The sequence below is a fragment of the Spirillospora sp. NPDC047279 genome, from assembly GCF_040643285.1.
GTDB lineage: Bacteria > Actinomycetota > Actinomycetes > Streptosporangiales > Streptosporangiaceae > Spirillospora.
This window is the reverse complement of sequence record NZ_JBEYUA010000010.1, coordinates 204,379-231,103: the sequence shown is the minus strand read 5'-3', so window position 1 is coordinate 231,103 and position 26,725 is coordinate 204,379. Positions and strand designations below refer to the sequence as shown.

The window sequence follows — 26,725 nt, the reverse complement described above, 5'->3', positions numbered from 1 at the left end:
GGGCCTCCCTCGAAGTCAGTCTCCCGTGCTCCGCGGGACTATCTCCGGTGGCTCAGCTGTCGGAGGACGTCGCCTCGGTCCACAGGTCCAGCTCAGCACGGTCCTGCTGGAGCCGACGCCAGACAGCGAAGCCGCCAAGAGCAACAACGGCGAGAACAAGCAGCTTCTTCACGGTGGGGACCCCTTCACCTCGACTATGAAGCCAAACCTGGAGCACGTTCCGATCAAGTAACTCTCCCCCAGGCTCTCCGCAGCCTAGCAACCGATCCCGGGCGCTCCGCACGCACTCACCATTACCGGACTCTTCGTCCAATGACGGTGCGGAGGCTGTGTCGTTCCCGCCATCTCGCCGAACGATCGGTTCGGCCGCATAATCCGGTGACGGCGAGCGCCTGGGAGCCCCGATGAGCGCAGAGGACGACTTCGGTCTCTGGGAACGCGAACTCACCTCCGAGTCCTCGGACGAAGGCGGCGGGGGCCGGGGGATGGTCATCACCGCGGCGGGCGTGGCCGCGGGCTGCGCCGCGCTGATCACGCTCGGGCAGGAGTCGCTGGGCATCATCGGGCTCGTCCTCGCCTCGCTCATCCTGCTGCTCTGGCGGCTCGGGCTGTGACCTCTAGTGGGCACGCCCGAGATATAGCGCGATAGGTGATCTTCTCGCGATAATCCGGGCCGGTCCCGTTCGATCAACGGGACCGATGCGGCGCGCGCGGTCCCCCCGGACCGACGTCGTCCACCGGGCGCGCTCGCGAGGAGGCACGCGCATGAGAAGAGCGAGGACGCTCGCGATCGCGACCATCACCGGGGTGGCGATCCTGCCGGTCGGAGCGGGTACGGCCGCGGCGGCGCCGGGTGACGCGACGGTGGTGCCGATCCAGGTCACGGGGGATCCCGGGAAACGGTTCAACCTGGTGATCATGGGCGACGGATACACGACGGCCGACATGCCGGAGTTCCGGGCCCATGTCGACAAGCACCTGAGCGACCTGTGGACGATCGAGCCGTTCAAGTCGTACCGCAGCTACGTGAACGTGTACGCGGTCGAGATCGAGTCGGGGGAGTCGGGCGTCAGCTGCGACCCGAGCCTCGATTCGCCGCGGCGCACGACGCCGCTGGCCATGGCGTTCTGGGGCGGCTGTACGGCGCAGGGGCCGCAGCGGCTGCTGACGATGAGCTCGGCGGCGGCGAGAAGGTACGCGGACATGGTCGGCGGCACGTCGACGGCCAACCGGCAGATCCTCGCGCTCGCCAACAGCGACACCTACGGCGGCGCGGGCGGCACGTACGCGACGGCGTCCGGCGGCAACGCCCTGTCGGCGCTGATCACCCCGCACGAGCTCGGTCACTCGCTGGGCGGGCTGGACGACGAGTACGACTACTACCAGCGCGGCGTGCCCGGCGGGACGTACGAGGGCCCCGAGCCCGCGTCCGTCCACCACACGCTGCTCACCGAGCAGCAGATGCGCGACCAGAAGGCCAAGTGGTGGCGCTGGCTCGGCGAGCGCAGCGAGTCGGGCGGGACGATCGGACGGTACGAGGGCGGGCTCTACAGCACCAAGGGCGTGTGGCGGCCGAGCCGGCACTCGATGATGAAGACGCTCGGCTACTACTTCGACCAGGTCGCGCGCGAACGCATGACGCAGCGCATCTCGGCCAAGGTCAACCTCGTCCAGGCGCACACCCCGTCGGACGCGCGCATCGGCGCGGACCGGGTGGTGTGGCTGGAGACGATGCATCCGACCGGGCAGGATCTGTCGGTCAGCTGGACGATCGACGGGCGGACGGTGCGCGGCGGCGACGGCCTCCGGAACCTCGACCTGCGGAAGCTCCGGCTCAAGCCCGGCGTGCACACGCTGACGGCGACGGTCACCGACCGGACCGGCTTCGTCCGCGCCCCCGAGATCCGCTCGTCCGCGGCCCTGACCCAGACCCGCACGTGGACGGTGGACACCGGCATCGAGACCCCGCCGCCGGGCACGCCCGAGCCGGTCGACTTCACCTCGTCCACGCCGACCACCGATCCGGTCGGCGCGACCGACGTCGTCTACGCCGAGACGACGCACCCGCTCCGGCACGCTCCGCAGATCACCTGGTACGTGGACGGGCGGCGGGTGCGCGGCGGCGACCGTTCGATCGATCTCGAACGGCTGCGGCTGTCCGCGGGCACGCACCGGCTCACCGCCGAGCTCGGCTCCAGGTCGAGGACCTGGACCGTCGACGCCGAACGTCCGACCGTCACGTACGAGCTGTCCAAGGCCGCCGGCACGGTGCGGGAACGTCCGGGCAAGCCCGCCGAGTACGTCTTCGACGGACCGTTCACCATGCGGCTGACCGGTGCGGACGACCGTCCGGGCGCCGTGGTCACCGAGTTCCGGGTGGACGGGGACGGCTGGTTCAACTACTTCGGCTGGCCGACGGACTCCACGGCCCCGTTCCTCTTCACGGCGAACGGCACCGTCATCGACCACCTCACCTACGGAAGGCTCGGCACCGGCCGCCACACCATCGAGTACCGCGCCATCGACCCGGCCGGCAACATCGGCCGCGCCGGAGAATTCACCGTGACCCTCAACGGCTGAGCCCCCGCACCGCAGCCCGACGCCGACGCCGCGAACACGCGAGCCCCACCACGGCACGGCGCAGCGCGACGCGACGCGAGGCCGTGCGCCGCTGCGCCGTGCCGTGACATCATCCGGCCATGAATTTGCGAGGCGCGAAGGTACTGCTGACAGGCGCCACCGGCGGCATCGGGCAGGCGCTGGCCGGGGGGCTGTCCGCCCGCGGCGCCGAGGTGATCCTCACCGGCCGCCGTACGGACGTGCTCGAACCCCTGGCCGAACGGCTGGGCGGACGGGCGATCGCGGCCGACCTCGCCGACCCGGCCGCCGTCCAGGCGCTGCTGGACGAGGCGGGCGAGATCGACGTGCTCGTGGCCAACGCGGCGCTGCCCGCGTCCGGGCTGCTCTCCGACTACTCGATCGACGAGATCGACCGCGCGCTGGACGTCAACCTGCGCGCCCCGATCGTGATGGCGAAGCTGGTGGGCGAGCGGATGTCCGCGCGCGGGCGCGGGCACCTGGTCTTCATCTCCTCGCTGTCCGGCAAGACGGCGTCCGGGCAGGCCTCGCTCTACAACGCCACCAAGTTCGGGATGCGCGGGTTCGCGCTGGCGCTGCGCGAGGACCTGCGGCCGCACGGCGTGGGGGTCTCGACGGTGTTCCCGGGCTTCATCCGGGACGCGGGGATGTTCGCCGAGGCGAACGTGACCCTGCCGCGCGGGGTCGGCACCAAGTCGCCGCAGGACGTGGCGCGGGCGACCGTCCGCGCCATCGAGAAGAACGTCGCCGAGGTGGACGTCGCGCCGTTCGGCCTGCGCGTCGGGGCCCTCATCGGCGGGGCCGCCCCCGCCCTGGCCGCGGCGGTGCAGCGACGGGTCGGCGGCGACAAGATCACCCAGGGCCTGGCCGAAGGGCAACGCGGCAAGCGCTGACGGCCCAGGCCCCGCGAGCCCCGCGAGCCCCGCGAGCGGGGACGGGTGATCTACTGGGTACGGAAGTCCGACCGGCCTTGACGACGTACTGGGGTAATCGATGACGGAGCTATCGGCGACCGCGAGCGGCACGTTCACCCTCGGCGGGGATCTGCCGGTGACCCGGCTCGGCTACGGCGCGATGCAGATCACCGGGCCGGGTGTCTGGGGAGAGCCCGCCGACCGGGACGAGGCCGTCCGCGTGCTGCGCCGTGCCGTCGAGCTCGGCGTGGACTTCATCGACACCGCCGACTCCTACGGCCCGTTCGTCAGCGAGGACCTCATCGCCGAGGCGCTTCACCCGTACCCGGACGACCTGGTCATCGCGACCAAGGCCGGGCTGACCCGGCCCGGCCCCGGTGAGTGGCTGCCGCTGGCCCGCCCCGAGTACCTGCGGCAGTGCCTGGAGATGAGCCTGCGGCGCCTCAGGCTGGAGCGCATCGACCTCTACCAGCTCCACCGCATCGACGCGAAGGTGCCGCTGGAGGAGCAGCTCGGCGTCCTGAAGGACATGCGGGACGAGGGCAAGATCCGGCACATCGGGCTGTCCGAGGTCTCGGTGGACGAGCTGGAGGCGGCGCGGGAGATCGTCGAGATCGTCTCGGTGCAGAACCTCTACAACCTGACCTACCGCAAGTCGCAGCCGCTGCTCGAGCACTGTGAACGCGAGGGGATCGGCTTCATCCCGTGGTTCCCGCTGGCGACGGGCAAGCTCGCCGAGCAGGGCGGCCTGCTGGAGGAGGCCGCGGCGCGGCACAGCGCGACCCCGGCCCAGCTCGCCCTGGCGTGGCTGCTGCACCGCTCCCCCGTCATGCTGCCGATCCCCGGCACCTCCAAGGTCGCCCACCTGGAGGACAACCTCGCCGCGGCGGGCATCTCGCTCACCGCCGAGGAGGTCGAGCAGCTCACCACGCTCGCCTGACCACCGGCGACGCACTCCGGCCCCGCCCTCTCAAGGTCTCGGTTCGGGATCTGGTCAGCGGTCGGGGGATGGGGCTTCCAGGTGGGTGAGCTGGCCTTCTGCCATGGGGACGGCGGCCAGGGTCTCGGGGGACTTCGCGGATTCGAGGTCTGTCGGGGCTTCGGGGTCGGCCTTCGCGGGACGGCGGGCGGTGGCCAGGAGGGAGCCGGCCAGGATGAGGGCGAACGAGACGACGATCGTGGCGGTGAGGGGTTCGTCCAGGAGGAGGACCCCGGCGGTGACGGCGACGGCCGGGTTGACGTAGGTGAAGACCATGGCGCGGGACGTGCCGACCTCGCGGATGAGTTCGAGGAACACCATGAACGCGATCGCGGTGCACAGGACTCCGAGGCCCGCGAGGGCTGCGAGCACGCGGCCGGACGGCATCGTGTCCGGCCAGGTCAGGATCGCCGGGGGCGTGTAGACGAGGGCGGCGAACGTGAGGCAGGCGGCGGTCATCGACACGCTCGGCACGTCCTGGAGGCGGCGGGTCGCGATCAGGGGCGCGATCGAGTAGCCGAGGACGACCAGCATCATCTCGGTGATCGACCAGGCGCTTCCGCCGTCGAGGTGCGGAGCGGCGAGGACGGCGACTCCGGCCAGGCCGAGGAGCAGTCCGGCCCACCGCACCGGGCCGAGTCGTTCGGCGTCGCCGGTGAGGCGCGCCAGGAAGATCCCGACGATCGGCACCGCGGCGATGAGCAGTCCGGCCATCGAGCTCGACAGCTCACGTTCGGCGTCCGAGATCAGCGCCCAGGGCGCGAGGATCTCCGCCAGGGCGAACGCCAGGAGCGGCTTCCAGTGGCGGCGGACCCAGCCGAACCCGCCCGCCCGTACCGCCAGCGGCAGCAGCAGGACGGCGCCGAGCGCGCACCGCGCGAACACCAGCACGGGCACCGAGACGCCCTCCACCGCCACCTTGATCATCAGGTAGGGGATCCCCCACAACACGCACATCAGCGTGAACAGCACCAAGCCGCGGCGACTCACCACGTCCTCCGTTCGTTTTCCCCGCGCACGCTCACGGCGAGCGGCCGCGCACACCGGACCCCCGGCGGAGGTCAGCCTCGCGCCGCGCGACGGGCGCTGTCTTGAACGCTGTTGCGGTACGCGCCGGGCGTCACGCCGAGCACGCGCCGGAACCAGCGGGTGAGGTGGGCCTGGTCCGCGAAGCCGGCGAGGGTCGCCGCGTCGGCGGGCCGGTGCCCGGTGTCGAGGAGCGTGCGCGCGCGGGCGACGCGGTGCTGGGCGAGCCACGCGTACGGCGGCATGCCGCGGTCGTCGCGGAACGCGCGTACGAGCTGGTAGCGGGAGAGGCCGAGGCCGGCGGCGAGCTCGGCCAGCGTCGGCGGGGCGGTCAGCTGGTCCGCCAGGCGTGTGGCGACGGCGTCGGCGATGCGCGCGGCCGTGGACGGCGTCCGGGCGGCGGGCACGGCGTCGTCGCGTACGCCTCGTTCGGCGTGCCGGTGGACGAGGACGCGCAGGAGTTCGAGCAGCCTCGTCTCGGCCTCGAGCGGGTCGTCGGCCTGGGCGAGGGCGCGGTGCGTGCGCCAGAGCTCGCGGGCGAGGTCTTCGTCGTGGACGAACGCGTCGGGGAAGTGCGGCGTCGCCGCCGCGTCCTCGGAGAGCAGCGCGGCGCTGGGGTAGAGGGCCCGGTAGGCGAAACCGCCCGCGTCGGCCGGGCCGCCGGTGTGCGTCTCGCCGGGTTCGAGCAGGACGAGCCCGCCCGGCCCGGTGAAATGCCGTTCGCCCCGGTAGCGCATCACCTCGCGGCCGTCGGTGCACACGCCGATCGCGTACTCGTCGTGGGCGTGCGGCGCGTAGTGACGGCTGCCGATGCGGGCCGCCAGCATGTCGAGCGGAGCGCCGCGGACGACCCCGATCCGCGTCCAGACGGCGCGGTCGGGCCGACGGTCGAGCCCGGCCGCACCGGGCGGCCGGGCCGGGGAGCCGTCGTCAGGCGGAGAAGTGGTGGCGCAGTCGCCAGCGGTCGGCGTCACGGCTGAGCTCCGCGATCGCCACGCCGTCGGCGCCGGTGATCCGGACGCGGTAGAGACGGCCTGCCGGGGCCGATCCGTAGGTCTTGAGGACCTCGTCCACCGCGTAGCGCGACCCCCGCCATTCGTACGCGGTGAGCCGTCCGGCCGGGTCGTGCTCGGCGCGCACCGGCTCGTTCAGAAGGTGTCCCATGAGTCCGCCAGCGTAGCACCAGATCGAACGGGTGTTCGTCGCCGCGAGAGCGACGAACCGGCCTCTGACCTGCATGAATCCGCATCGTCATGTGCGTGACCGGGGCGAAACATTTTGGGAAGCGTTGACGTTCGGGCGTGGCGGGGCCGCCTCCCCCACGACCCCGGCGAACCCGAGGGCGTTGTCACGTGCGACGGGCACGGGCAGCCCGGCGAGATCGGCGAGATCGGCCCGAAAGCGGGGGCACAGCGCGAGGTCGTCGGCGTCGCACGCGAGCGCGTGGTCGATCAGGGCGAGCGAGGCCCGCGCCTCCTCGATGCGGCGGACGAGCTCGGCCCGCCGGGCGGCCAGGATCGCGCGGCGTTCGGCCGGGCCGGGCGCGATCAGCATCGCGCGGATGTCCTCCAGCGTGAAGCCGCCCTCCTTGGCCCGCAGGATCATCGCGATCCGGTAGAGCTCGCGGGGCGCGTACCGGCGCCGGTCGCCGGCGATCCGGGACGGGGCGAGCAGGCCCATCGACTCCCAGTGCCGCAGCACGTGGGTGGCGAGCCCGAAACGCGCCGCCGCCTCGCCGATGCTCATGGGCGCCGCGTCGGGGGCGATCTCCGCGCTTGACTTCATGTCGACATTAAGTCGCAGGATTCCGAGCATGTCCAGAACTGACGAGATCGCGGACCTGATCCCGCTCCTCGACGCCTTCGACGCCGCGCCCGGCGTCGCCGAGCTTCGCGCACGTTCGTACGAACTGCTCGGGCCGCCCGCGCCCGGCGCGCTCGTGGTCGACGTGGGATGCGGCGCGGGCAAGGCGGTCGGCGAGCTCACCGACCGCGGCCTGCGGGCCGTGGGCGTCGACCTCGACGAGCAGATGATCGCGGCGGCCCGGCATCGCCGGCCGGACGGCGACTTCCGGCTCGGAACGGCCTACGCGCTGCCGTTCGCGGACGGCGAGGCGCGGGGGTACCGCGCCGAGAAGGTCCTGCACACCCTGGACGAGCCGGCCCGCGCGATCGCCGAGGCCCGCCGCGTGCTGGCCCCCGGCGGCCGCGTCGCCGTGCTCGGCCAGGACTGGGACACGTTCGTCATCGAATCCGCGGACCCGGCGCTCACCAGGACCATCGTCCACGCCCGCGCCGACCTGGTGGCGTCGCCGCGCGCCGCCCGCGCCCATCGCAACCTCCTGCTGGACGCCGGGTTCGAGGACGTCCGGGTCGAGGTGCACACCGGAGTCCTGAACGGCTCGGTCGCCGAGATGACGCTCGCCGGCATGGCCGCGGCCGTCCGCAAGGCGGGCGCCATCACCCAGGCGCAGGCCGACGGGTGGCTGGCCGACCAGCGCGAACGGTTGCGGACGGACCGCGCGTTCGTGGCGGTCCCGCTGTTCGTGGCGTCCGCGACCGCCCCAGGTGCCTCCGGCCCGGCGGGCGGGTAGGTACGAGGCATGATCAACGCTGCGCATGTCATCGTCCACAGCCGTGACGCCGACGCGGACCGGGCGTTCATCCGCGACGTGCTCGGGCTTCCCGGCGTGGACGCGGGAGGCGGCTGGCTGATCTTCAAGCTGCCGCCGGCCGAGGTCGCCGTACATCCCACCGACGGCGAGCCTCGGCACGAGCTGTACCTGATGTGCGACGACCTGGAGGCGACGCTCGCCGACCTTCGCGCGAAGGGCGTCGAGGTCGCCGGCGAGCCCAGCCGCCAGGCATGGGGCCTGCTCGCGGCGATCACCATGCCCAGCGGCGCCGAGCTCGGCCTCTACGAGCCGTCCCACCCGACCGCCCACGACCTCTGACGCCCATTCCGCGACCGCGACCGCGGGCCGTGGACCTGGCCGTGGACCCGGCCGTGGACCCGGCTGTGGCGGTGGCGGTTTCGGGCGGGGCGGCTACTTGGAGGTCGGGAGGTGGCGGGCGAGGAAGGCCTCGGCCAGTTCCCAGGCCCGGCGGGCGGGCTCGGGCTGGTGGAACGTGGCGGACCGGTGGTTGTGGAAGGCGTGCCCGCCGTCCTCCTGAACGTGGACCTCGACGTTCGGACGGCCCTCGGCGGCCTTCTCGACGGCGGCGACCTGGTCGCGCGGGATGTAGGGGTCCGAGCCGCCGAAGTGGAACTGGATCGGGCACGTGATCTGGTCGAACGCCTCCAGCTGCCCGGCGACGCCCGAACCGTAGAACGAGAGCACCGCCGCGGGGTCGACCCTGGCCGCCAGGAGGTAGGCCATCGTCCCGCCGAAGCAGAAGCCCAGCGCGCCCGGCGTGCCCTCGGTCTCGGGCAGGTCCCGCAGGTACTCGAACGCGGCCGCCAGGTCGGCCAGCCCCTTCTCGGGATCGAACCGCCCCGCCATCTCCACGCCCCGCCGGGTGCCCTCCTCGGTGTGCTCGCCGACGTAGTTGGGCTCGATCCGCCAGAAGACGTCCGGCGCCGCCACCACGTAGCCGCCGCGCGCCAGTTCCTCGGCGACGTCGGTGATGTACTCGCCGACGCCGTAGATCTCCTGGATCAGGAGCAGACCGGGACCGTGTCCGCTCTCGGGCAGCCAGACCTTCAGGTCGAACGATCCGTCCGGCACCGTCACCGAATCCGTTCGCACCACAGGGGGTCTCCTCACGCTCGATGCCGCACAGCCGGGTTATCCACAGGCTGAGGGCGGAAATATGCACACGCTCGAGCCTGTAAGGATGCCAGCGGGACCGCTCCGTCTCCACAGCGGAATCCCCAAACACCAGGGACTTCAGGACCTTCGCACACAGGCGGGGCACCTTCGGCCGCCTTCACCACCCTTGTCCACAATCTGTGGACAACCCGGTGTGCACACCCTGCGGACGGCGGTCCGTCCGGCCGCCCACCGGCCGTCCCCTGACGATCCCCAGCTTTCCCACCGGTCGTCCACTGCCGGGGATAAGCCGGTGACCAGCGACGACAGGCGATCCGGCGCCCTTCTCGACAGCTCTGTGCACACCCTGTGGGAAGTCGGCCTCCACATGCGGGGGATGACGGTGGACGGCGTTGCCCACCGAGCTTCCCCAGGTGGTCCCCAACCTTGTGGACCTGTGCACGCCACGATCCCCAGACTGTGCATCGGCCACCAGCCGACACTCCGCGAAGGACCCACCGGTGATCGATTTCAGCCCGGCTCGGCCGTCTCGGCCGTCGCGGTCCGCAGGTCTCCGAGCCGGCCGAGCTCGTCGGCCGCCTTCGCCCGTTCCGCGTCGGTCAGGTCGATCCGGTCGGCCGCCGCCACGGCCTCCCGGGCCCGCTCGCGGTCGTCCATCTGAAGCGCGGCATCGGCCAGCAACGTCAACGTCTCGACCCGCTGCGCCGCGGTGACCCCGTCCGCCGGCTCCAGCAGCCGTTCGAGGATCTTGACCGCGCCGGGGTAGTCCTGCTTGGAGTTCACGAAGAGCCGCGCGGTGTGCAGCGCGCGGCCGGTCCGGTCCTTGGGCGGCGGCCGGTGGTCGACGTCGTCGGAGATCGGCTGGCCGATGCGCATCTGGTTGCCGTCCGGGTCGGTGATCAGGAACTGGCGCACGCCGTACGACATGTCGCCGAGCCGGCCGATGCGCGGCAGCCCGCGCGCGGGGATCCGTCCGAGCGTCGTCTTGAGACCGCCGCGGAACGCCTCGTACAGGCCGTTCACATCGGTGGTGAGCACGTAGCAGGTGAACATCCCGGTGTTCGGATCGTGCTTCTTCACCTCGAAGAACTGCAGCCGGAGGTCGCCTCGGCGAACGGCGAGATAGGCGTACGGGCGTGTCTGCTTGGCCTCGGCCTCGAAGCCGAGCGCCTCGTAGAACGCCCAGCTGTCGTCGATGGAACGGCTCGGAAAGAGCGGAATGGTCACCTCACCCATTCGCCTCACCGTACGGACGTTTCGGACACTAGTCAAATTTGAATACTTCCTCCGAAACAGGCCCGCAGGGCGTCGACGCCAGTGCGGGCCTGTCGGGTCTGCCAGGGCTGCCAGGCCTGTCAGGGCTTGCGGAGATCCAGCCACACCAGGCGGTGGTCGGAGCTCGGGAACGGGAAGGTTCCGGTCAGCCGGGACAGCGGATCGGCGGCCACGGGCCAGAAGACCCCGCCGCGCACCGGCCGCAGCGACCGCGACGGCAGGACGTAGTCGACCCGCAGGTTGCCCGGTGCGTTGTCGGCGAAGTCCGCCGTGTCGTACGCCGGGTCGCCCTTGTGCGTGGCGTTCGCACCGCCCTGCAGCGCGGCGGCCTCGGGCGCGCCCGCACTGCCCGGCACCACCGACGCGTTCACCCTGGAGTTCTGGAGCAACTGGTTGATCGCGCCGTTGACGCTGTCGCCGTCCAGCGGGTCGGCGTTCTGGTCACCCGCGATCACGAACGAGGCGCCGCCGGCCAGGCCGCCGCGCCGTCCCCAATCGTCGTAGACGTACCGGGCCGCCGCGCCGCCGCGCACGTAGTCCGCCCAGAACCGGATCTCGTCGTGGTTGCGGCGGCCGTTGCGGTCCTCGGGCCCGTCGAACGTGGGCGGGGTCGGGTGCGAGACCAGGAAGTGCACGGTGCGGTGGCCGACCCGGATCGGCAGGTCCCAGTGGCTCTTGGACGACAGCCGCACCTTCGCGAGCTCGTCCGGCGAGTACCAGTCGGTGGGCGCGGGCGTGGCCGGGTCGTCCGGCAGCAGCGCGCCCGGCATGTCCTTCCACCGGAACTTCTGGAACGTGCGGACGCGCCGCTCGTCGATCGGATACCGCGAGTAGACCGCCATGCCGTACTGGCCGGGGAAGACCCCGAAGCCGTACGCGTCGTCCCCGTAGCCGGCCGCCCCGGGCTCCGTGACGACCTTGCCGTCGTTGTTGAGGTCGAGGCCGGACGGGATGCCGGTGTTGCTCGGCGCCGTGTACCGGTAGCGATAGCCGATCGGCGCGGCGCCGTTCTGGCCGGCCGACAGGTAGTTGTCCTGGAACAGCCGCGCGGCCGTGCCCTCGGCGTCGAAGTCGAACTCGTTGATCAGGACCACGTCCGGCCGGCTGCGCTGGATGATCTCGGCGATCGTCCGCGCCTGCGCGTTGCCCGGCGTCGACAGGTCCGCGACCAGCGCGCCCTCGGTGTTGCGGTTGAGCGAAGCGTTGAACGTCGCGAACCGCACACCGCCATGAGCGCCACTCTGCCCCGCACCGCCTCCGACGCCCTGCCCCGCGCCGTTCCCAGCGCCGTCCCGGGCGGCCTGGCCGGCGGAGGCGTCCGCCGCGGCCGTGCCCTGAACCGCGACGGCGGTCACCGCCGCGAAGACGAGAGTGGCGGTACCAGCACGGATGGGCCTCATGCGCTTCTCCTCACCGAAGGACGATCGCTTGATCGTGGCACGCGTGTCTCGTCCGGCAAGTGAGCAGCGCACAACGGTGCGGCAACGGCTTTGTTAGCGGTCAGGTCGGCGGCCGGCCGGTCAGAGGTCGCCGAGGTCGATGGACGCGGCGATGGCGTGGTTGCCGGCGTCGTTGGTGTGCAGGCCGTCCATGAAGACGTATCCGGGCCGCGGCATCCGCGCGTCGTCCGGGTCGCTCAGCACCTTGGCGGCGTCCACGACCCCGTCGTACTCGCCGCTGGTGCGGATCCAGGTGTTGACCGCCTGCCGGACGCCCTCGGCCTCCTCGTTCCAGATCGGGAACAGCGCGCCCTTCATCGGCAGGATCGGCATGCCGAGGGCCTTCACCCCGCGGGCGTGCGCGGCGCGGATCAGCTTCCGGTGCCCGTCGATGATCTGCTTGGCGCTCACCTTCGGGTTCGGGTGCACGCAGGGGTCCTCGACCTGCGGCGCGCCGAGGTCGTTCGCCCCCAGGTGGACGATCACCGACCGCACTCCCGGGCGTCCGAGCACGTCGCGCTCGAACCTCGCCAGCGCCCGGTCGCTCCCGCACGCCGAGTCGTTGAGCAGCTTGTTGGAGCCGATCCCCGCGTTCACCACGCCGAACGGGCGGCGCGCGGCGACCAGCCGTTCGGCCAGGGCGTCGGTGAACCGCGCGTCCGCGCCCGGCGTGGCGCCCACCCCGTCGACGAGCGAGTCCCCGAACGTCACCACGGTGTTGCGGCCCGGCCGCGTGCCGCCCGCGACGTCGACGCCGCTCAGGTAGTACCAGGCACCGGTCGACTCGGGGAACGTGCCGTTGCCGACGTCCGTCAGCCGGTCCCCCTCGGCCCGGTACGTCCTGTCCAGCGCGAACCGGTGGAACGTCGCGGGCCCGGTCGCCTCGGCGAACCGCAGCGTGACGGTCAGCCGTTCCAGCGGCGAGGTCGTCAACGCCACCGTGTCGCTGACCGCCTCCCGCCCGGCCGGGACGACGGCGTTCGCCGCGCGTCCGAACGTGACCTTCTTGATGGTGTCCGGCCACACCAGCGAGCCGCCCGCCGAACGTCCGATCGTCGCGCCCGTCACGCGCAGCGGCCGGGTCCCGTACACGTTGGACAGCCTGATGCGAACGGACGTCCCGCCCGCGCTGACCCTCACGACCTGCCGCACCGTGTGGCCGGCGAAGCCCTCGGCCGACCAGTTGGGCCCGCTGTCCTCGTCGCCCGCGACCGGCCGCTGCATCGCCGTTCCCCAGGCGCCCGTCCACGGCGTCCCGGGTTCGGGCGGCACCGCCCGGCCCGAGCTGAGCACCGCCGCACCGGCCGAGAAGGAGGGCGAGTTGTGGACAATGCCGGCGAGGAGGGCGGTCGCCGCGAGCACTCCCACGGAGAGTCGTGCGAGGCGTGCGGAAGGCGTGGGGATCTGCATGCCCCAACCCCATCCCGCCAGGGCATATCCGCACATCGGGGGAGGCCCCCGACCTTGGGGTGGGGCTGCCCCCAATCTCGCCGGGGGTCACCCCTAAGGGGAGGTGTCCGTCACCTCGATGACCGGATTTATCCACAGCCTGTGGACGATCGCGCCCACACGCCCCGACCGTCCCCGACACGGCTTCGCGGCGCACCGATCCCCAGCCGTTTCCCCAAAATGATCGCGCCACCGCCGCGCCCCGTCCACCACCCGCGCCCGGCCGGGCCCGGCCGGGCCCGGTCAGTCGGGCAGGAGCGGAACGGAGATCCCCGGGTCGCGCCCCAGCAGAACGCCCCGCGTGATGGCCGACGATCCGAACTTGTCGCGGACGTCGTCCACCGCCGTGTCGAGGGCGCCCGCCGCGGCCCGGTCGAGCGGCAGCGCCAGCTGGACGGCGGCGTCGTCGTCCAGGTTGCCCAGCGTGACGCCGATCAGCGTGATGCCCTTGCTCTCGATCATCGGCAGGGCGGCCGTCAGCAGCTCGCGCGCCGTCTCGAGCAGCACCGGCGTCTCCGCCGTCGCCTGCACCAGCGTGTGGGAACGGGTCGCGCGGCTGAAGTCCTCGAACCTCAGCCGCAGCGTGACCGTCCGGCAGACCCGCTTGGCCGTGCGCAACCGCCGGCCGAGCTTGTCGACGAGCCCCACGACGAACGTGTCCAGCTCGTCCGCCGAACGCAACCGGCGTCCCAGCGCCCGCTGCGCCCCCATCGACCGCCGCCGGACGCCCGTACGGACCGGCCGGGGATCGCGGTTGTGCGCCAGCGCGTGCAGATGCCGTCCCGACGCCCGTCCCAGCATCGACACCAGCACGTCCTCCGCCAGCGCGGCGACCTCGCCGACCGTGGTGATGCCGCGCGTCCTGAGCTTGTCGGCCGTGACGGGCCCGACTCCCCACAACCGTCCGACCGGCAGCGGATGCAGGAAGTCGAGCTCGCCCTCGGGCGGCACCACCAGCAGCCCGTCCGGCTTGGCGACGCCGCTCGCGACCTTCGCCAGGAACTTCGTCCGCGCCACCCCGACGGTGATCGGCAGCCCGATCTCCTCGAGGATGTCCCGCCGCAGCCGCACCGCGATGTCCACGGGCTCCCCCGCGATCTTCCGCAGCCCGCTGACGTCGAGGAACGCCTCGTCGATCGACAACCCCTCGACCATCGGCGTCGTATGGCGGAAGACCGCGAAGACGGCCTTGCTGGCCTCCGAGTAGGCCGACATCCGGGGCGGCACCACCGCCGCCTGCGGGCACAACCGCCGCGCCTGCCCGCCCGGCATCGCGGTGCGCACCCCGTACGCCTTGGCCTCGTAGCTGGCCGCCAGGACGACCCCGCCGCCCACGATCACCGGCCGCCCCCGCAGGCGCGGGTCGTCCCGCTGCTCGACCGACGCGTAGAACGCGTCCAGGTCGGCATGCAGGATCGCCGCCACGTCAGACACGAACATATGTTCGCATGGACGAGGTCCTACGAGTAGTGCCGGACCAGCTCCCCGACCCGCTTGTCCGGCCACTCCCGTTCACTCCCCTGAACGGCCGCGAACAGGAGGTCCATCCGTACGTGCCAGGTCGCCAGGTCCTCCGGCGGCACCTCACCGGCGACCGTCACCTCGATCCGCACCCCGAGCCTGACGTCGGAGACGACCTCGCACCGCACGCCGCCGAACTCCGCCACCGGAGGCCCGCCGACCCCCTCGGGCACCCAGTCCCGTTCCAGCAGGACCTTCCACACGTCCTCGACCGGCTTCCACACCAGATCACGAACGAACCTCACGCCGTCCTCCCGGACGACCCCGTCCCCGAGGCCGAACGCGTCGACGTAGTGCTGGATGGGCGTCAGCCAATCCTCGGCCGTCGGCACCTCCCGCCCCTCGAGGCCCCCGGCGAGCACCTCCAGGCAGGTATCCCAGCCGGCCGCCGTCCGGCCCGCGCCCAGCAGCCCGATGTCGCCGCCGCCGATGGTCTGCGTGAAGACCAGCAGGCACCCGCCGTTCTGCGGAACGAGCTCGAACCGCAGCACGTCCTCGTGCCACCGGAACATGAAGACCTTCGGCGGATCGACCTCGAGCACCTCCCCGTCCCAGTTCTCCTCGACGGGCGCCTCCTCCGGGAAGACGAAGCGCATCGGCGCCCCCGGCCGGAGCTCGGCCTCGACCGCGGCGGGGAACCAGGCCCCCATCTCCTCCGGATCGCTCACCGCCCTCCACACCTTCTCCACCGGATGCCGGAGCCGCCGCTCGAACCGCAGCGTCGGCACGCCGTCCACCGTCCGCAGAGTCGCGTTCTTGCTCATTGGTCCTCCATGGTGTCCAGGTGTCGTTCGAGGGCGTCCAGGCTGGCCGTCCACAACTCCCGGTACGGAGCGAGCCACTCGTCCATCTCCAGAAGGGGCTCCGGCCTCAGCCGATACCAGCGACGCTGCGCGTCCCGCCGGACCTCCACCAGCCCCGCACCCCTGAGCACCTTCAGATGCTTGGACACGGTCGGCTGCGCGAGCTCCAGCCGGTCCACCAGATCACCGACCAGCCGTTCGCCGCCGCGCAGCAGATCCAAGATCTCCCGCCGCCGCGGCTCGGCCACCACCTCGAACATAGATGCCACCCCAGCAATATAGCCCATGTCGCATATAACCGCCACCCCTGGCGGACCGGGGCGATGTGTAGGTCTCGTGAGAGGGGTATCAGCAGAACGGAACCGAAAATGGGAGGAAAGAGGACAATGCATCGCATTACCCGCGCGCTTCAGGCCATCGTCTCGACCATCATCAACGTCATCACGTTGCCGTTCCGGGTCCTGGCGCAGCTGCTGAGCCCGTCGCGCCGCCGGACGCGCCGCGGTGCCGCCTGATCCCCCAAGAGCACGGAGACGCCACGAGCCCGCAGAGGCCGTGGCGTCTCTGTTGTGCGGCTCAGGCCAGTGAGGGCTGCTCCCGCGCAGGCGCCAGGAGGTCGAGGTCGGCGCGGGTGACACCCGCCCGATCGGCCAGCTGGTCGCGGTCGGTGCCCGTCTCGACGATGAGCTCCACCGCCCGGGTCAGCATGGTGGGCCGTTCGAGGGGTTTGGCCGGGCCCGGCTCCCTCCGACGCCATCCCCGGGTGCTCATGCCGCTCATCGCGCTGCGATAGGTGCTCTCCGGCATGATGCCCAACGTCCGGGCCCGGTAGAGCAACGCGGCCATGCTGACACCCCACGCGGCCCTCAACTCGGCGAGGCGGGTCCAGTCCGCCGTCCGCGGCAGCTGGTCGGCGATGTCGGCCTCCGGCATGAGGAACTCCGCCGCGAACCGATGGGCCTGGTCCTCGACGACCTTGCTGCCCGGCTCGGCGTCCGAGTGCATGACCAGATGCCCCAGCTCATGGGCCGCATCGAACCGGTTGCGCCAGTAGTCCCCCTTGGCGGGGTTGAACAGCACCATCGGACGAGGATGCGCACCGATGCTGAACGCGTCGACACGTTCGGTGTGCGAGGGCAGGATCAGCACGATGACCCCGTGCTTCTCCAGCAGCCGCACCATGTGAGGCACCGGCCCCGCCTGCCCGGCCATCGCCTCCCGCGCCCTCCTGGCGGCCTCCACCGGCCCGGGGCCGGCGATCTCGTCCGGCGCCACCGGGTACTCCGGGAGCTCGGCGACGGGGAACTCCACCAGCTCCTCCACCGCCGTCACGATGTCGCCGGCGATCCGCCCGTACGCGAGCGCCTGGTCACGTTCGACCTGCGTGGTCGAACGCAGCGACCTGAAGTGCGCCGTGTCCACCCGGACGGGACTCCGCCCGGCATGGAAGAACTCGACAGGCACCCCCAGCGCGATCGCCAGCTTGGACAACGTACGTTCCGAGGGCCGGTGAACGCCGGCCTCGTACTGCCCGACCGCCGTAGGAGTCGTGTCGATCGCCTGGGCCAGCTGGTTCTTGCGGAGCCCTCTCAACCTCCGGGCGAGCGTCAGCCGTTCACAGTCGAACAGCAGCCGCGCTTCGGTGAGGCGCCTGGCTGTGTGCTCCGCGCGGTCATCGTTGGTGTTCACTAGGCCATTTCGACGGTGGAACGCCGGTGCAGCGTCACGGGCACGTCGGCCTCCGCGTCGGTCCACAGCGGCATGGTGGGCTCGTCGAGCCTACGGCGCGGATCGGGCCCGAGCGTGTCCTCGGTCAAGGGCCACAACCAGTGCCACGCGTCCCCGCCATCGGCGTTCAGCCTGGGAAGCCCCAGGAACAGCTCCATCTCCAGCGGCTCCTCGGTGGCACTGTGCGCGAGCACCAGCGTCACCACCCCGGGCGTGTCGCGCACCTCGCCCAACCCGAGATCCAGCGCCAGCTGCGGATCCCCGGCGAACTCCTGCCGCGCCACCGCCTGCTTCGTCGGGCTCTCCCGATCCCACCGGATGGCCCGCACGGCCCCGAACTCATGCCGCTTGAGCAGCACCCGATACCGCCCCAGCCGCCACCCCGGCGACCCGTTCAGATCATCCCGAACGACCCCACCACCCGGCTCCCCCTCCCCGACCCCGAAGACCCGATCCAGCTGAGACTCCAGAACGTCAAAGGCGGTGAACCCGTAAGACCGCTCCTTGAACCCATCCGCCCGGTCCAACGCCCCCGCGACAACGAGCGTCGCCTGCGTATGAGCCTCCCGCAACCCATGCAAAAACCCCGAGGCCAACAACTCCCCGACCTCAACCCCGTACCCCTCAACCATGCAAAAACTATAGACCTTCACCAAGCCCCCCACCCCAAACTGAAGTCATCCTGTCGCGCCCGCCCCCACGCCCCCTGCATGGTCTGACGTCCTACAACTCCTCCAGCAGGTCATCGCCCCAGCAGGAGGGCAAGACCGAGCGGGGTGAGGTCGTGAATGACGCGGTTGCGGTCGCGCCGACTGGTGATCAGGCCGGCTTCGCGCAGGATCTTGGCGTGCTCGCTCGCCGAGGCCGGGGAGATTCCCGCGCGATAGGCCAGTTGTGTGGTGGTGGCGTGGCCGTTGTGGAGTTCCTGGAGCACGATGGTGCGGTTGGGGCCGATCAGGGCCTTCAGGCCCCTGGGTGGACAGGTGGGCAGGCCGGGTAACGCGTCAGCGCCGCGCTCGACCGGATAGACCAAGACCGGGGGCAGCGACGGGTTGAACATGGTCAGTGGTCCACTGACGCAAAAGTAGGAGGGGATGAGCAGCAGACCACGCCCCCCGAGGTGCAGTTCCTGATCTCGATGCGAGGGGATCGACAACTCCCCGTGGGACCACCTCATCATCGGCCGCAGGCCCGCCAGCATCCCCTCGACGCCTCCACTGGTCAGGGCGTCCACGCGACGACGGCGGTCGTGCCCGACAGCGGTGTCGATGGAACGGCGATAAGGCTTGACCATCACGTCGTGACAGGTTCGCATCGCCGTCGTCAACTCGATCAGCATCCGGGGCTCTCCGGCGGCCAGGCGCCGCACTCCGTCCGGCAGACGCCGTGCGGTGGCCAGCTTGCCGATGTCGTGGACCAAGGCGGTGATGCCGGTGGCACGGATCGTTTCCAAGCCATGTTCCAGACCATGGGCGGCCTGGATCGGGTTGAGGAAGTCGGGGAAGTAACCGACGTTGGGATTCAACGCCAGCAGCAGATCGATGATCTGCCCTGAGTGGCCCTGCCGCACGGCTCGCCAGGCCTCGCGGCGCCAAGCGCCGAACAGTGCGTCTCCACGCTGCGGACGCAGCATCTGCATGCTCAACCCCAGTTCCCACAGCGGATCGGGGCCGTCAGCGATCCTGGTGCGAGCCACATCCTCGGCAGTGAAGTAGATCCTCAGCACGATTCCTCCGACGCGAGCCCTCACTGCGAGGATCTGCCGACACTGCGGGGATCATGACCCTGGCCACGATCGAGGGCAAGGCCGCTGACCGCGAGCGGTCGGCCGGAGCCGGTCACGGGTCGGCATGAGCGACATCTGCGCAGATCAGCGGTACCCGACAGTCCCCCGGGCCGCGTCCGCTGGGGATCCGACACAGCGCCTGGTCTGCATTATTCGGCTACAGCCGAATCATCTGGACGGATGACACCAGGTAGCCGAATAGTCGACAGCAATCTGGTCTCAGAACGTTCTAACTCCAAGCACGAGGCGACATCGCTTGTCGCCAGGAAGGTCACGTCTCATGAAATTCACGAAAAGGCTCAGGACGGCCGGTGTCGTCTCCTGTGCGGCCGTGCTGACGGTCGGAGTCTGGGCGGCGCCGGCGCATGCGGCTATTGCCGAGTGCACGGTCTTTTACGCCTGGACCACCTGCTCCACCCCCACGATCCCTGCGAACGCCGGTCTTCATTTCGTGGACGTCTTCACCCACGAGTCATTCCCGCCCAACCCGATCTGCAACGCCGGTGAGATCAGATGGAAGCTCATCGACGCCGATAACGGTGTCGTCGTCGGCAGTGGATCCGGAGACACCCGTACGAGGATCGGTGGACTCTACGGCCGCTACTACGGGCGATTGGACACCTGCCCGCGCATGAGGATGGCCATCGACAACACCGACTGACACGTCTCAGCGTGCAGCCCCCACCGGCGGGACGTTGAGAGGCATGGGCGAGCAGGCCGATCTCCTGTCGGGCGTCCTCGAAGAGTGAGGCCGAACGGCACGGGGACAGCGCATCGGTGGGGCTGGTCGACACGGGGAAAGGCTTGCGGTTGCGAGGCGGCCGACATCCAGAGTCCACGCGAGTCGCGTGGCGTTGGCTCCCCGCTGGGCTCCCCATCGATCTCAGAGATCGAAAAAGGGTCTCGGATGGAAATCCGAGACCCTGTCTCATCTGGTCTTACTTGGGTGGGGCTACCAGGACTTGAACCTGGGACCTCTTCCTTATCAGGGAAGCGCTCTAACCGAGCTGAGCTATAGCCCCGAACGAGCCGCCGTCCTTGCGGCCAACGAGAGATTACCCCATCTGAGGGGGCAACCGGTAATCGGTTTCCGCAGGACGGCGACGGGTGTCTACTCGGCCTCCTTGAGGGTGACCTCGACGCCGCCGACGAGGTCCGCGGCGAGGTTGTAGATGACCGCTCCGACCGTGGACAGGGCCGTGATGAGCAGGACGTTCAGGGCGCCCACGAGGACGGTGTAGCCGAAGACGCGGACGAACGAGAACCAGCTGCCGGCGTCGAGACCGCCCTCGGTCTGGCGCGGGTCGCGGGTGAGTTCGTCGACGGTGCCGCTGATGGCGTCGAAGACTCCGAGGCCGGACAGGATCACGTACAGGACGACGACGGCGACGATCAGGACGACGAAGCAGACCAGCGACATCACGAAGCTGAACTTCATGACCGACCAGGGCTCGAGCCGGGCCAGCTGAAGCTGGGCCTTGCGCGCGGCCTTGGCGTTGGCGGCCGGCTTGGCGCCGCCGCCGGACGGCTGGGTCGCCGCGGCGGCGGGGCGGTCCTTGAGGGCGGTGCCCGCGAAGCCGGAGCCCGCGGGCGGGGCTCCGCCGCCGGCGACCTCGCGGCGGCCGAACGGCTTGTCGCGGCCGCCGGGCCCTCCGCCGGGCCCTCCGGTGGCGCCGCCGGGGCCGGGCGGCCCGGGAACGGGTCCGGGGCCGGGGCCGGGGCCGGGCTCGGGCTGGCGGTTCCAGTTGGGGCCGCCCTCGTCCTTGACCGGTGGGATCACCGGGGACGCGGGCTTGTCGGCGCCCGGCCCCGGCGCCGGCGAGGCGGGGCCGGAGGCCTGGGACGCGGCCGGGCCAGACGACGGGGACCTGGGCGACGGAGCCGGGGCGCCGGCGGGCTTCGGCTTGACGTCGTCCTTGCCGACGATCTTGGCGTCGGTGACGGTCTGCTCGCTGTCCTTGGGCGCGGCCTTGCCCAGGTCGGGCGTGGTCTCGTCGAGCGTCGGCTTCACCGGGCCGATCTCGACGGTGGCCTCGTCCCGGCCGGGCTTGGATGCCGGGACGGCCTTCTTGGCGCCGGAGGAGGAGCCGGACGAGCCCGTGCTCGAACCGGACCCCTTGCCGGTGCCGCCGGAGCTGCCCTTGCCTTTACCGGGCTCGGTGCTCACGTGTCCTCCTGGCCTACCCGATCGGAGGTGGGTCGGGGATCATTCACTCTGGTTCCCGTCGTCCACCTGAGCGTTTGCGTCATCCATGGACTCTACGTCGCCTTCGGAGCCATCCATGGACTCCACGTTCGTGTCCGAGTCGTCCAGGGATTCCTCGTTCCTCGCGATCGCGACGACGCTGTCACCGTCCGCGAGGTTCATCAGCCGTACCCCCATGGTCTGCCGACTGGACTGCTTGATCTCGGCCGCGCTGGTCCGGATGACGCCGCCGTTGGACGTCATCGCGAACACCTCGTCTTCGAGGCCGACCATGAGCGCCCCTACCAACCTGCCGCGGGTTTGCACGATCTTAGCGGTGAGGACTCCCTTACCCCCACGTCCCTGAACAGGGTATTGGTCGACGGGAGTGCGCTTGGCGTAGCCGCCCTGCGTGGCGACGAGCACATCGTCCGATTCGTCCTGGACGACGAGCATGTTGAGGACCTCCTGGTCCTCCTCGAACCGCATGCCGATCACGCCGCTGGTCGCGCGGCCCATCGGGCGCAGCGAGTCGTCGTCGGCGTGGAAGCGGATCGCCTGGGCGCTGGTGGAGACCATCAGCAGGTCGTCCTCGGGGCAGACCAGCCGTGCCGCGATGACCTCGTCGTCATCGGCCAGGTTGATGGCGATGATGCCGCCGGTGCGCGGCGAGTCGAAGTCGGTGAGCGCGGTCTTCTTGACCTTGCCCTGCTTGGTCGCCAGAACGAGGTACGGCGCGATGTCGTAGTCGCGCAGGTCCATCACCTGGGCGATGTGCTCGTCGGGCTGGAACGCCAGGAGGTTGGCGACGTGCTGGCCGCGCGAGTCGCGGTTGGACTCGGGCAGCTCGTACGCCTTGGCGCGGTAGACCCGGCCCTTGTTGGTGAAGAACAGGATCCAGTGGTGCGTCGTGGTGACGAAGAACTGGTCGACGATGTCGTCCTGCTTGAGCTGCGCGCCCTTGACGCCCTTGCCGCCGCGCCGCTGCGCGCGGTAGAGGTCGGTCTTGGTGCGCTTGGCGTAGCCGCCGCGGGTGATCGTGACGACGACGTCCTCTTCGGCGATGAGGTCCTCGTAGGAGACGTCGCCGTCGAACGGGATGATCTCGGTGCGACGCTCGTCGCCGAACTTGTCGACGATCGGGGCGAGCTCGTCGGCGACGATCTGGCGCTGCCGCTCCGGCGAGGCGAGGATCGCGTTGTACTCGTCGATCTCGGCCATGAGCTTGTCGTACTCGTCGATGATCGCCTGGCGCTCCAGGGCGGCGAGCTTGCGCAGCTGCATGTCGAGGATGGCCTGCGCCTGGATCTCGTCGATCTCCAGGAGCTGCATCAGGCCGCTCTGCGCCTGGGAGGCGGACGGTGAACGCCGGATGAGCGCGATGACCTCGTCGATGCGGTCGAGGGCCTTGAGCAGGGCGCGCAGGATGTGGGCGCGTTCCTCGGCCTTGCGCAGCAGGAAGCGGGTGCGCCGGACGATGACGTCGATCTGGTGCGCGACCCAGTGCCGCACGAACTGGTCGATGCGCAGGGTCCGCGGCACGCCGTCGACCAGCGCCAGCATGTTGGCGCCGAAGGTCTCCTGCAGCTGCGTGTGCTTGTAGAGGTTGTTGAGGACGACCTTGGCGACCGCGTCCCGCTTGAGGACGATGACCAGGCGCTGGCCGGTACGCCCGGACGTCTCGTCGCGGACGTCGGCGATGCCGTCGATCTTGCCGTCCTTGACCAGGTCGGCGATCTTGAGCGCGAGGTTGTCCGGGTTGACCTGGTACGGCAGCTCGGTGACGACCAGGCAGGTGCGGTTCTGGATCTCCTCGACCTCGACCACCGCGCGCATGGTGATCGAGCCGCGGCCGGTGCGGTAGGCCTCCTCGATGCCCTTGCGGCCGACGATCAGGCCGGCGGTCGGGAAGTCGGGGCCCTTGACCCGCTCGATCAGGGCCTCGAGAAGGTCCTCGTCGGAGGCGCCGTAGTTGTCGAGGTACCAGTTGACGCCCTCGGCGACCTCGCGCAGGTTGTGCGGCGGGATGTTGGTCGCCATGCCGACCGCGATGCCGGCCGAACCGTTGACCAGCAGGTTGGGGTACCGCGACGGCATGACGTCGGGCTCTTGCGAACGACCGTCGTAGTTGGGCGAGAAGTCGACGGTCTCCTTGTCGATGTCGCGCAGGAGCTCCATCGCCAGGGGGGCCATACGGCATTCGGTGTAACGCATGGCCGCGGCCGGGTCGTTGCCACGCGAGCCGAAGTTGCCGTTGCCGTCGACCAGCGGGTAGCGCATCGACCACGGCTGGGCCAGGCGCACCAGGGCGTCGTAAATGGCCGAGTCACCGTGGGGGTGGTAGTTGCCCATGACGTCGCCGACGACGCGGGCGCACTTGAAGTAGCCGCGGTCGGGCCGGTAGCCGCCGTCGTACATCGCGTACAGAACGCGGCGGTGCACCGGCTTGAGGCCGTCGCGGACCTCGGGCAGGGCGCGCGAGACGATGACCGACATCGCGTAGTCGAGATAGCTCGCCTGCATCGAGCTCTGGATGTCGACCGGCTCGATCCGCCCGCCGCCCTGGCCCCCGCCGTCGGTGGTCACTTCCGTCACCTGTAAGACCTCTTCTGAATAGTGGAACTACGACTGCTGCCTGCCGGAGGCCTCCGGTCGTCGCGTACGCGGGATCCCGTACGCGACGTTCCCCGCCGCCCTGGAAGCCCCGCATCACCCGCGCCGGGTGCGGTCCGCGGCCCGCTCGCACCGGATCGTCCGGGTGCCGCCGGGCCACGGAGGGAGCGTCCGTGGACGAGGCCTCGGCTCATCAGATGTCCAGGAAACGAACGTCCTTGGCGTTGCGCTGGATGAACTCGCGGCGCGGCTCGACCTCTTCGCCCATGAGGACGCTGAACAGCTCGTCCGCCTGGGCCGCGTCGTCCAGCTGCACCTGGAGCAGGACCCGGTTGTCGGGGTCCATCGTGGTGTCCCACAGCTCCTGCGCGTTCATCTCGCCCAGGCCCTTGAAGCGCTGGACCTGGTCGCGCGGCCGCGGGTCGCGCTTGCCGGCGGCGATGCCCGCCTCGATCAGCGCGTCGCGCTCGCGGTCGGAGTAGGCGTAGTCGGAGTCCTGACCCCGCGCGTCCCACTTGATCTTGTAGAGCGGCGGCTGGGACAGGTAGACGTGCCCGGCCTCGATCAGCGGCTTCATGAACCGGAACAGCAGGGTCAGCAGCAGCGTGTTGATGTGATGACCGTCGATGTCGGCGTCCGACATCAGGATGATCTTGTGATAGCGCAACTTCTCGATGTCGAAGTCGTCGTGAACGCCGGTGCCCAGCGCGGTGATGATCGCCTGGACCTCGTTGTTCTTGAGGATCTTGTCGAGCCGCGCCTTCTCGACGTTCAGGATCTTGCCCCGGATCGGCAGGATCGCCTGGTAGTGCGGGTCACGGCCGCCCTTGGCCGAGCCGCCCGCCGAGTCGCCCTCCACGATGTAGAGCTCGGACTTGGACGGGTCGGTCGACTGGCAGTCCGACAACTTGCCGGGCAGTGAGGTCGACTCCAGCAGGCTCTTGCGGCGGGTCAGGTCACGCGCCGCACGGGCCGCGATCCGCGCCCGCGCCGCCTGCGAGGCCTTGTTGATGACCTCCTTGGCCTCGCCCGGGTTCTCCTCGAACCAGTCGCGCAGGTGCTCGTTGACCGCCTTCTGCACGAACGACTTGGCCTCGGTGTTGCCGAGTTTGGTCTTGGTCTGGCCCTCGAACTGCGGATCGGCCAGCTTGATCGAGATGATCGCGGTCAGGCCCTCGCGGACGTCCTCGCCGGTGAGGTTGTCGTCCTTGTCGCGCAGCAGGCTCTTCTCGCGCGCGTAGCGGTTGACGATCGTGGTCAGCGCCGCCCGGAAGCCCTCCTCGTGCGTGCCGCCCTCCGCCGTGTTGATCGTGTTGGCGAACGTGTGGACGGACTCGGCGTACGAGGAGTTCCACTGCATGGCGATCTCGACCGACATGCCCTCGGTGTCGTCGCCGAAGTAGATCACCGACTGGTGCGCGGCGTCCTTCTTGGCGTTGATGTAGCGGACGAAGTCCTCGACGCCGCCCTCGTAGTGGTAGCGGACCTCGCGCGGCTCACCGTTGATGTGGTCGGGCCGCTCGTCCCGCAGGGTGATCGCCAGGCCGCGGTTGAGGAACGCCATCTCCTGCATACGGCGCGACAGGGTCTCGAAACTGAACTCGAGAGTCTCGAAGATGTCGCCGTCCGGCCAGAAGGTGATCGTGGTGCCGGTCTCGTCGGTCGGATCGCCCTTGGCCAGCGGGGCCACGGGGCCGGTCCAGTTGTAGGCCTGGCGCCAGAAATGACCATCGGTCTTGATCTCGGCTTCGAGCCGGGTGGACAGCGCGTTCACCACCGCGGAGCCGACACCGTGCAGACCGCCGGAGACCGCGTACGACTTGCCGTCGAACTTGCCGCCCGCGTGCAGCGTGGTCAGGACCAGCTCGACCGCGGGCTTCTTCTCCACAGGGTGGAGGCCCACGGGGATGCCACGGCCGTTGTCCGTCACCCGTACGCCGCCGTCCGACAACAGCGTCACATGGATGTCATCGGCATAGCCGGCGAGGGCCTCGTCGACGGAGTTGTCGACGATCTCGTAAACGAGATGGTGGAGGCCTCGTTCCCCGGTCGATCCGATGTACATGCCCGGGCGCTTCCGGACAGCCTCGAGACCCTCAAGGACAGTGATCGAACTAGCGTCGTACGCCAAAGGAGATCCTCCTGCCGGGGAAGCGTGCCGCCACCCGCGTCCCATGAGCCCCATGCGGGGGAACGCGGTGTGCCCCGTAACACACGTAAGGGCGCCCCCTGCTCTGCTCTGGCGATCAGAGACTCCGGGGCGACCCATGGCGGCGCAGCATCCTGAACCCGAATTCATTCTACCGGGTCATGAGCGGAAAAGTGGCACTCACGGGCGCTGATTGCGCGTGTGGCGGGCGAGTGGCCCTGGAGATACATCCCCCCATTGCCCCCGGGGGCTCTACGAGCCTACGAGCCGCTCGCAGCGAAACCGGGCAGTGATCGTCCCGAACGGATGTTCACCTCTCCGCCCGCCTTCGTTTCCACCTGACAAGTCTGCCTCGCACGACGCTCACCCACCCGTGTACCAGGCCCGAAACCCCAGTCCCCAAGGGTGGGAGAGCGGGCGCGAAGGTGACGCACAGCGGTCCCGCAAGTGAGCCACCTCACCAGCCCACCTCAGGACCTCGCCGTGGG

At 70.3% G+C, this 26,725-nt stretch carries 26 protein-coding genes and 1 tRNA gene; 8 read left to right on the top strand and 19 right to left on the bottom strand.

Going from position 1 to position 26,725, the window contains the following annotated elements:
• Positions 1-52: 52 nt before the first annotated feature.
• Entirely contained in the window at positions 53-172 is a 120-nt protein-coding gene (locus ABZ810_RS26255; protein ID WP_220163873.1) for a DLW-39 family protein, read from the bottom strand.
• Positions 173-404: 232 nt separating this feature from the next.
• Here ABZ810_RS26255 and ABZ810_RS26250 point away from each other — a divergent pair, with 232 nt between their 5' ends.
• The 4 genes from ABZ810_RS26250 to ABZ810_RS26235 all read left to right on the top strand — a co-directional run bounded on the left by ABZ810_RS26250 (position 405) and on the right by ABZ810_RS26235 (position 4,452).
• Complete coding sequence (locus ABZ810_RS26250) at positions 405-614, top strand: hypothetical protein (protein WP_358407517.1); 210 nt, start codon at positions 405-407, stop codon at positions 612-614.
• A gap of 151 nt (positions 615-765) precedes the next feature.
• Positions 766-2,580 (top strand): M64 family metallopeptidase, encoded by a 1,815-nt coding sequence (locus tag ABZ810_RS26245; protein ID WP_358407516.1) that lies wholly within the window; start codon positions 766-768, stop codon positions 2,578-2,580.
• A 119-nt stretch (positions 2,581-2,699) separates the two neighbouring features.
• Positions 2,700-3,491 carry an SDR family NAD(P)-dependent oxidoreductase gene (locus ABZ810_RS26240; RefSeq protein WP_358407513.1) on the top strand — a complete coding sequence of 264 codons (792 nt, stop codon included), beginning with the start codon at positions 2,700-2,702 and terminating at the stop codon, positions 3,489-3,491.
• Between the two features lie 100 nt (positions 3,492-3,591).
• Positions 3,592-4,452, top strand: coding sequence for an aldo/keto reductase (locus ABZ810_RS26235; protein ID WP_358407511.1), 861 nt, complete (start codon positions 3,592-3,594; stop codon positions 4,450-4,452).
• Between the two features lie 54 nt (positions 4,453-4,506).
• Here the strand turns inward: ABZ810_RS26235 and ABZ810_RS26230 are convergent, their stop codons facing one another.
• From ABZ810_RS26230 to ABZ810_RS26215, 4 genes are all read right to left on the bottom strand, one after another.
• Positions 4,507-5,481, bottom strand: coding sequence for a DMT family transporter (locus ABZ810_RS26230; protein ID WP_358407509.1), 975 nt, complete (start codon positions 5,479-5,481; stop codon positions 4,507-4,509).
• A 71-nt stretch (positions 5,482-5,552) separates the two neighbouring features.
• Positions 5,553-6,491, bottom strand: coding sequence for an AraC family transcriptional regulator (locus ABZ810_RS26225; protein ID WP_358407507.1), 939 nt, complete (start codon positions 6,489-6,491; stop codon positions 5,553-5,555).
• Positions 6,448-6,681 carry a hypothetical protein gene (locus ABZ810_RS26220; RefSeq protein ID WP_358407506.1) on the bottom strand — a complete coding sequence of 78 codons (234 nt, stop codon included), beginning with the start codon at positions 6,679-6,681 and terminating at the stop codon, positions 6,448-6,450. The genes ABZ810_RS26225 and ABZ810_RS26220 overlap by 44 nt, the downstream gene beginning before the upstream one ends.
• Positions 6,682-6,768: 87 nt before the next feature.
• Positions 6,769-7,302 (bottom strand): MerR family transcriptional regulator, encoded by a 534-nt coding sequence (locus ABZ810_RS26215; RefSeq protein ID WP_358407503.1) that lies wholly within the window; start codon positions 7,300-7,302, stop codon positions 6,769-6,771.
• A 28-nt stretch (positions 7,303-7,330) separates the two neighbouring features.
• Here ABZ810_RS26215 and ABZ810_RS26210 point away from each other — a divergent pair, with 28 nt between their 5' ends.
• Positions 7,331-8,110, top strand: a complete 780-nt coding sequence (locus ABZ810_RS26210; RefSeq protein WP_358407500.1) for a methyltransferase domain-containing protein — start codon at positions 7,331-7,333, stop codon at positions 8,108-8,110.
• Positions 8,111-8,119: 9 nt separating this feature from the next.
• A complete protein-coding gene (locus ABZ810_RS26205) occupies positions 8,120-8,470 on the top strand; it encodes a VOC family protein (RefSeq protein WP_358407497.1) in 351 nt (116 codons plus the stop codon).
• Between the two features lie 93 nt (positions 8,471-8,563).
• Here ABZ810_RS26205 and ABZ810_RS26200 read toward each other — a convergent pair whose 3' ends face one another.
• From ABZ810_RS26200 to ABZ810_RS26170, 7 genes are all read right to left on the bottom strand, one after another.
• Complete coding sequence (locus ABZ810_RS26200) at positions 8,564-9,268, bottom strand: dienelactone hydrolase family protein (protein ID WP_358407495.1); 705 nt, start codon at positions 9,266-9,268, stop codon at positions 8,564-8,566.
• Positions 9,269-9,799: 531 nt separating this feature from the next.
• Positions 9,800-10,525, bottom strand: coding sequence for a VOC family protein (locus ABZ810_RS26195; protein WP_358407493.1), 726 nt, complete (start codon positions 10,523-10,525; stop codon positions 9,800-9,802).
• 119 nt (positions 10,526-10,644) lie between these two features.
• On the bottom strand, positions 10,645-11,964 hold the full coding sequence (locus ABZ810_RS26190; RefSeq protein ID WP_358407491.1) for an endonuclease/exonuclease/phosphatase family protein: 1,320 nt from the start codon (positions 11,962-11,964) through the stop codon (positions 10,645-10,647).
• A gap of 120 nt (positions 11,965-12,084) precedes the next feature.
• Positions 12,085-13,413: an SGNH/GDSL hydrolase family protein gene (locus tag ABZ810_RS26185; protein WP_358407488.1), complete on the bottom strand. Its 1,329-nt coding sequence runs from the start codon at positions 13,411-13,413 to the stop codon at positions 12,085-12,087.
• Positions 13,414-13,695: 282 nt separating this feature from the next.
• Positions 13,696-14,886 carry a DNA polymerase IV gene (gene dinB / locus ABZ810_RS26180; RefSeq protein ID WP_358407486.1) on the bottom strand — a complete coding sequence of 397 codons (1,191 nt, stop codon included), beginning with the start codon at positions 14,884-14,886 and terminating at the stop codon, positions 13,696-13,698.
• A 26-nt stretch (positions 14,887-14,912) separates the two neighbouring features.
• Complete coding sequence (locus ABZ810_RS26175) at positions 14,913-15,737, bottom strand: SRPBCC family protein (RefSeq protein ID WP_358407484.1); 825 nt, start codon at positions 15,735-15,737, stop codon at positions 14,913-14,915.
• On the bottom strand, positions 15,734-16,036 hold the full coding sequence (locus ABZ810_RS26170; RefSeq protein WP_358407855.1) for a metalloregulator ArsR/SmtB family transcription factor: 303 nt from the start codon (positions 16,034-16,036) through the stop codon (positions 15,734-15,736). The genes ABZ810_RS26175 and ABZ810_RS26170 overlap by 4 nt, the downstream gene beginning before the upstream one ends.
• A gap of 126 nt (positions 16,037-16,162) precedes the next feature.
• Here ABZ810_RS26170 and ABZ810_RS26165 point away from each other — a divergent pair, with 126 nt between their 5' ends.
• Positions 16,163-16,291, top strand: a complete 129-nt coding sequence (locus ABZ810_RS26165) for an LPFR motif small protein (protein ID WP_358407481.1) — start codon at positions 16,163-16,165, stop codon at positions 16,289-16,291.
• A 61-nt stretch (positions 16,292-16,352) separates the two neighbouring features.
• Here the strand turns inward: ABZ810_RS26165 and ABZ810_RS26160 are convergent, their stop codons facing one another.
• The 3 genes from ABZ810_RS26160 to ABZ810_RS26150 all read right to left on the bottom strand — a co-directional run bounded on the left by ABZ810_RS26160 (position 16,353) and on the right by ABZ810_RS26150 (position 19,230).
• Positions 16,353-17,465 carry an XRE family transcriptional regulator gene (locus ABZ810_RS26160; protein WP_358407479.1) on the bottom strand — a complete coding sequence of 371 codons (1,113 nt, stop codon included), beginning with the start codon at positions 17,463-17,465 and terminating at the stop codon, positions 16,353-16,355.
• Entirely contained in the window at positions 17,465-18,136 is a 672-nt protein-coding gene (locus ABZ810_RS26155) for a hypothetical protein (RefSeq protein WP_358407477.1), read from the bottom strand. Before ABZ810_RS26155 ends, ABZ810_RS26160 begins: the two co-directional genes overlap by 1 nt.
• Positions 18,137-18,246: 110 nt before the next feature.
• The gene (locus tag ABZ810_RS26150; RefSeq protein ID WP_358407475.1) at positions 18,247-19,230 is read right to left on the bottom strand and encodes a winged helix-turn-helix domain-containing protein; all 984 of its coding nucleotides are present in this window, start codon (positions 19,228-19,230) and stop codon (positions 18,247-18,249) included.
• A gap of 340 nt (positions 19,231-19,570) precedes the next feature.
• On the opposite strand from ABZ810_RS26150, the gene ABZ810_RS26145 reads away from it, so the two are divergent.
• Positions 19,571-19,951, top strand: a complete 381-nt coding sequence (locus ABZ810_RS26145; protein WP_358407473.1) for a hypothetical protein — start codon at positions 19,571-19,573, stop codon at positions 19,949-19,951.
• A 286-nt stretch (positions 19,952-20,237) separates the two neighbouring features.
• Here the strand turns inward: ABZ810_RS26145 and ABZ810_RS26140 are convergent.
• The 4 genes from ABZ810_RS26140 to gyrB form a co-directional block, all read right to left on the bottom strand.
• Positions 20,238-20,312, bottom strand: a tRNA-Ile gene (locus tag ABZ810_RS26140).
• 89 nt (positions 20,313-20,401) lie between these two features.
• A complete protein-coding gene (locus ABZ810_RS26135) occupies positions 20,402-21,457 on the bottom strand; it encodes a DUF3566 domain-containing protein (RefSeq protein WP_358407471.1) in 1,056 nt (351 codons plus the stop codon).
• A gap of 39 nt (positions 21,458-21,496) precedes the next feature.
• Complete coding sequence (gyrA, locus tag ABZ810_RS26130) at positions 21,497-24,070, bottom strand: DNA gyrase subunit A (protein WP_358407469.1); 2,574 nt, start codon at positions 24,068-24,070, stop codon at positions 21,497-21,499.
• Positions 24,071-24,281: 211 nt separating this feature from the next.
• Entirely contained in the window at positions 24,282-26,264 is a 1,983-nt protein-coding gene (gyrB, locus tag ABZ810_RS26125) for a DNA topoisomerase (ATP-hydrolyzing) subunit B (RefSeq protein ID WP_358407467.1), read from the bottom strand.
• Positions 26,265-26,725: the final 461 nt, after the last annotated feature.

Bases quoted from the DNA above. Each gene is read 5' to 3' on its own strand.
- ABZ810_RS26250 (WP_358407517.1), top strand. From the start codon at position 405: ATGAGCGCAGAGGACGACTTCGGTCTCTGGGAACGCGAACTCACCTCC.
- ABZ810_RS26245 (WP_358407516.1), top strand. From the start codon at position 766: ATGAGAAGAGCGAGGACGCTCGCGATCGCGACCATCACCGGGGTGGCG.
- ABZ810_RS26240 (WP_358407513.1), top strand. From the start codon at position 2,700: ATGAATTTGCGAGGCGCGAAGGTACTGCTGACAGGCGCCACCGGCGGC.
- ABZ810_RS26235 (WP_358407511.1), top strand. From the start codon at position 3,592: ATGACGGAGCTATCGGCGACCGCGAGCGGCACGTTCACCCTCGGCGGG.
- ABZ810_RS26220 (WP_358407506.1), bottom strand. From the start codon at position 6,681: ATGGGACACCTTCTGAACGAGCCGGTGCGCGCCGAGCACGACCCGGCC.
- ABZ810_RS26215 (WP_358407503.1), bottom strand. From the start codon at position 7,302: ATGAAGTCAAGCGCGGAGATCGCCCCCGACGCGGCGCCCATGAGCATC.
- ABZ810_RS26210 (WP_358407500.1), top strand. From the start codon at position 7,331: ATGTCCAGAACTGACGAGATCGCGGACCTGATCCCGCTCCTCGACGCC.
- ABZ810_RS26205 (WP_358407497.1), top strand. From the start codon at position 8,120: ATGATCAACGCTGCGCATGTCATCGTCCACAGCCGTGACGCCGACGCG.
- ABZ810_RS26195 (WP_358407493.1), bottom strand. From the start codon at position 10,525: ATGGGTGAGGTGACCATTCCGCTCTTTCCGAGCCGTTCCATCGACGAC.
- ABZ810_RS26190 (WP_358407491.1), bottom strand. From the start codon at position 11,964: ATGAGGCCCATCCGTGCTGGTACCGCCACTCTCGTCTTCGCGGCGGTG.
- ABZ810_RS26185 (WP_358407488.1), bottom strand. From the start codon at position 13,413: ATGCAGATCCCCACGCCTTCCGCACGCCTCGCACGACTCTCCGTGGGA.
- ABZ810_RS26175 (WP_358407484.1), bottom strand. From the start codon at position 15,737: ATGAGCAAGAACGCGACTCTGCGGACGGTGGACGGCGTGCCGACGCTG.
- ABZ810_RS26170 (WP_358407855.1), bottom strand. From the start codon at position 16,036: ATGTTCGAGGTGGTGGCCGAGCCGCGGCGGCGGGAGATCTTGGATCTG.
- ABZ810_RS26165 (WP_358407481.1), top strand. From the start codon at position 16,163: ATGCATCGCATTACCCGCGCGCTTCAGGCCATCGTCTCGACCATCATC.
- ABZ810_RS26155 (WP_358407477.1), bottom strand. From the start codon at position 18,136: ATGGTTGAGGGGTACGGGGTTGAGGTCGGGGAGTTGTTGGCCTCGGGG.
- ABZ810_RS26145 (WP_358407473.1), top strand. From the start codon at position 19,571: ATGAAATTCACGAAAAGGCTCAGGACGGCCGGTGTCGTCTCCTGTGCG.
- gyrB (WP_358407467.1), bottom strand. From the start codon at position 26,264: ATGGGACGCGGGTGGCGGCACGCTTCCCCGGCAGGAGGATCTCCTTTG.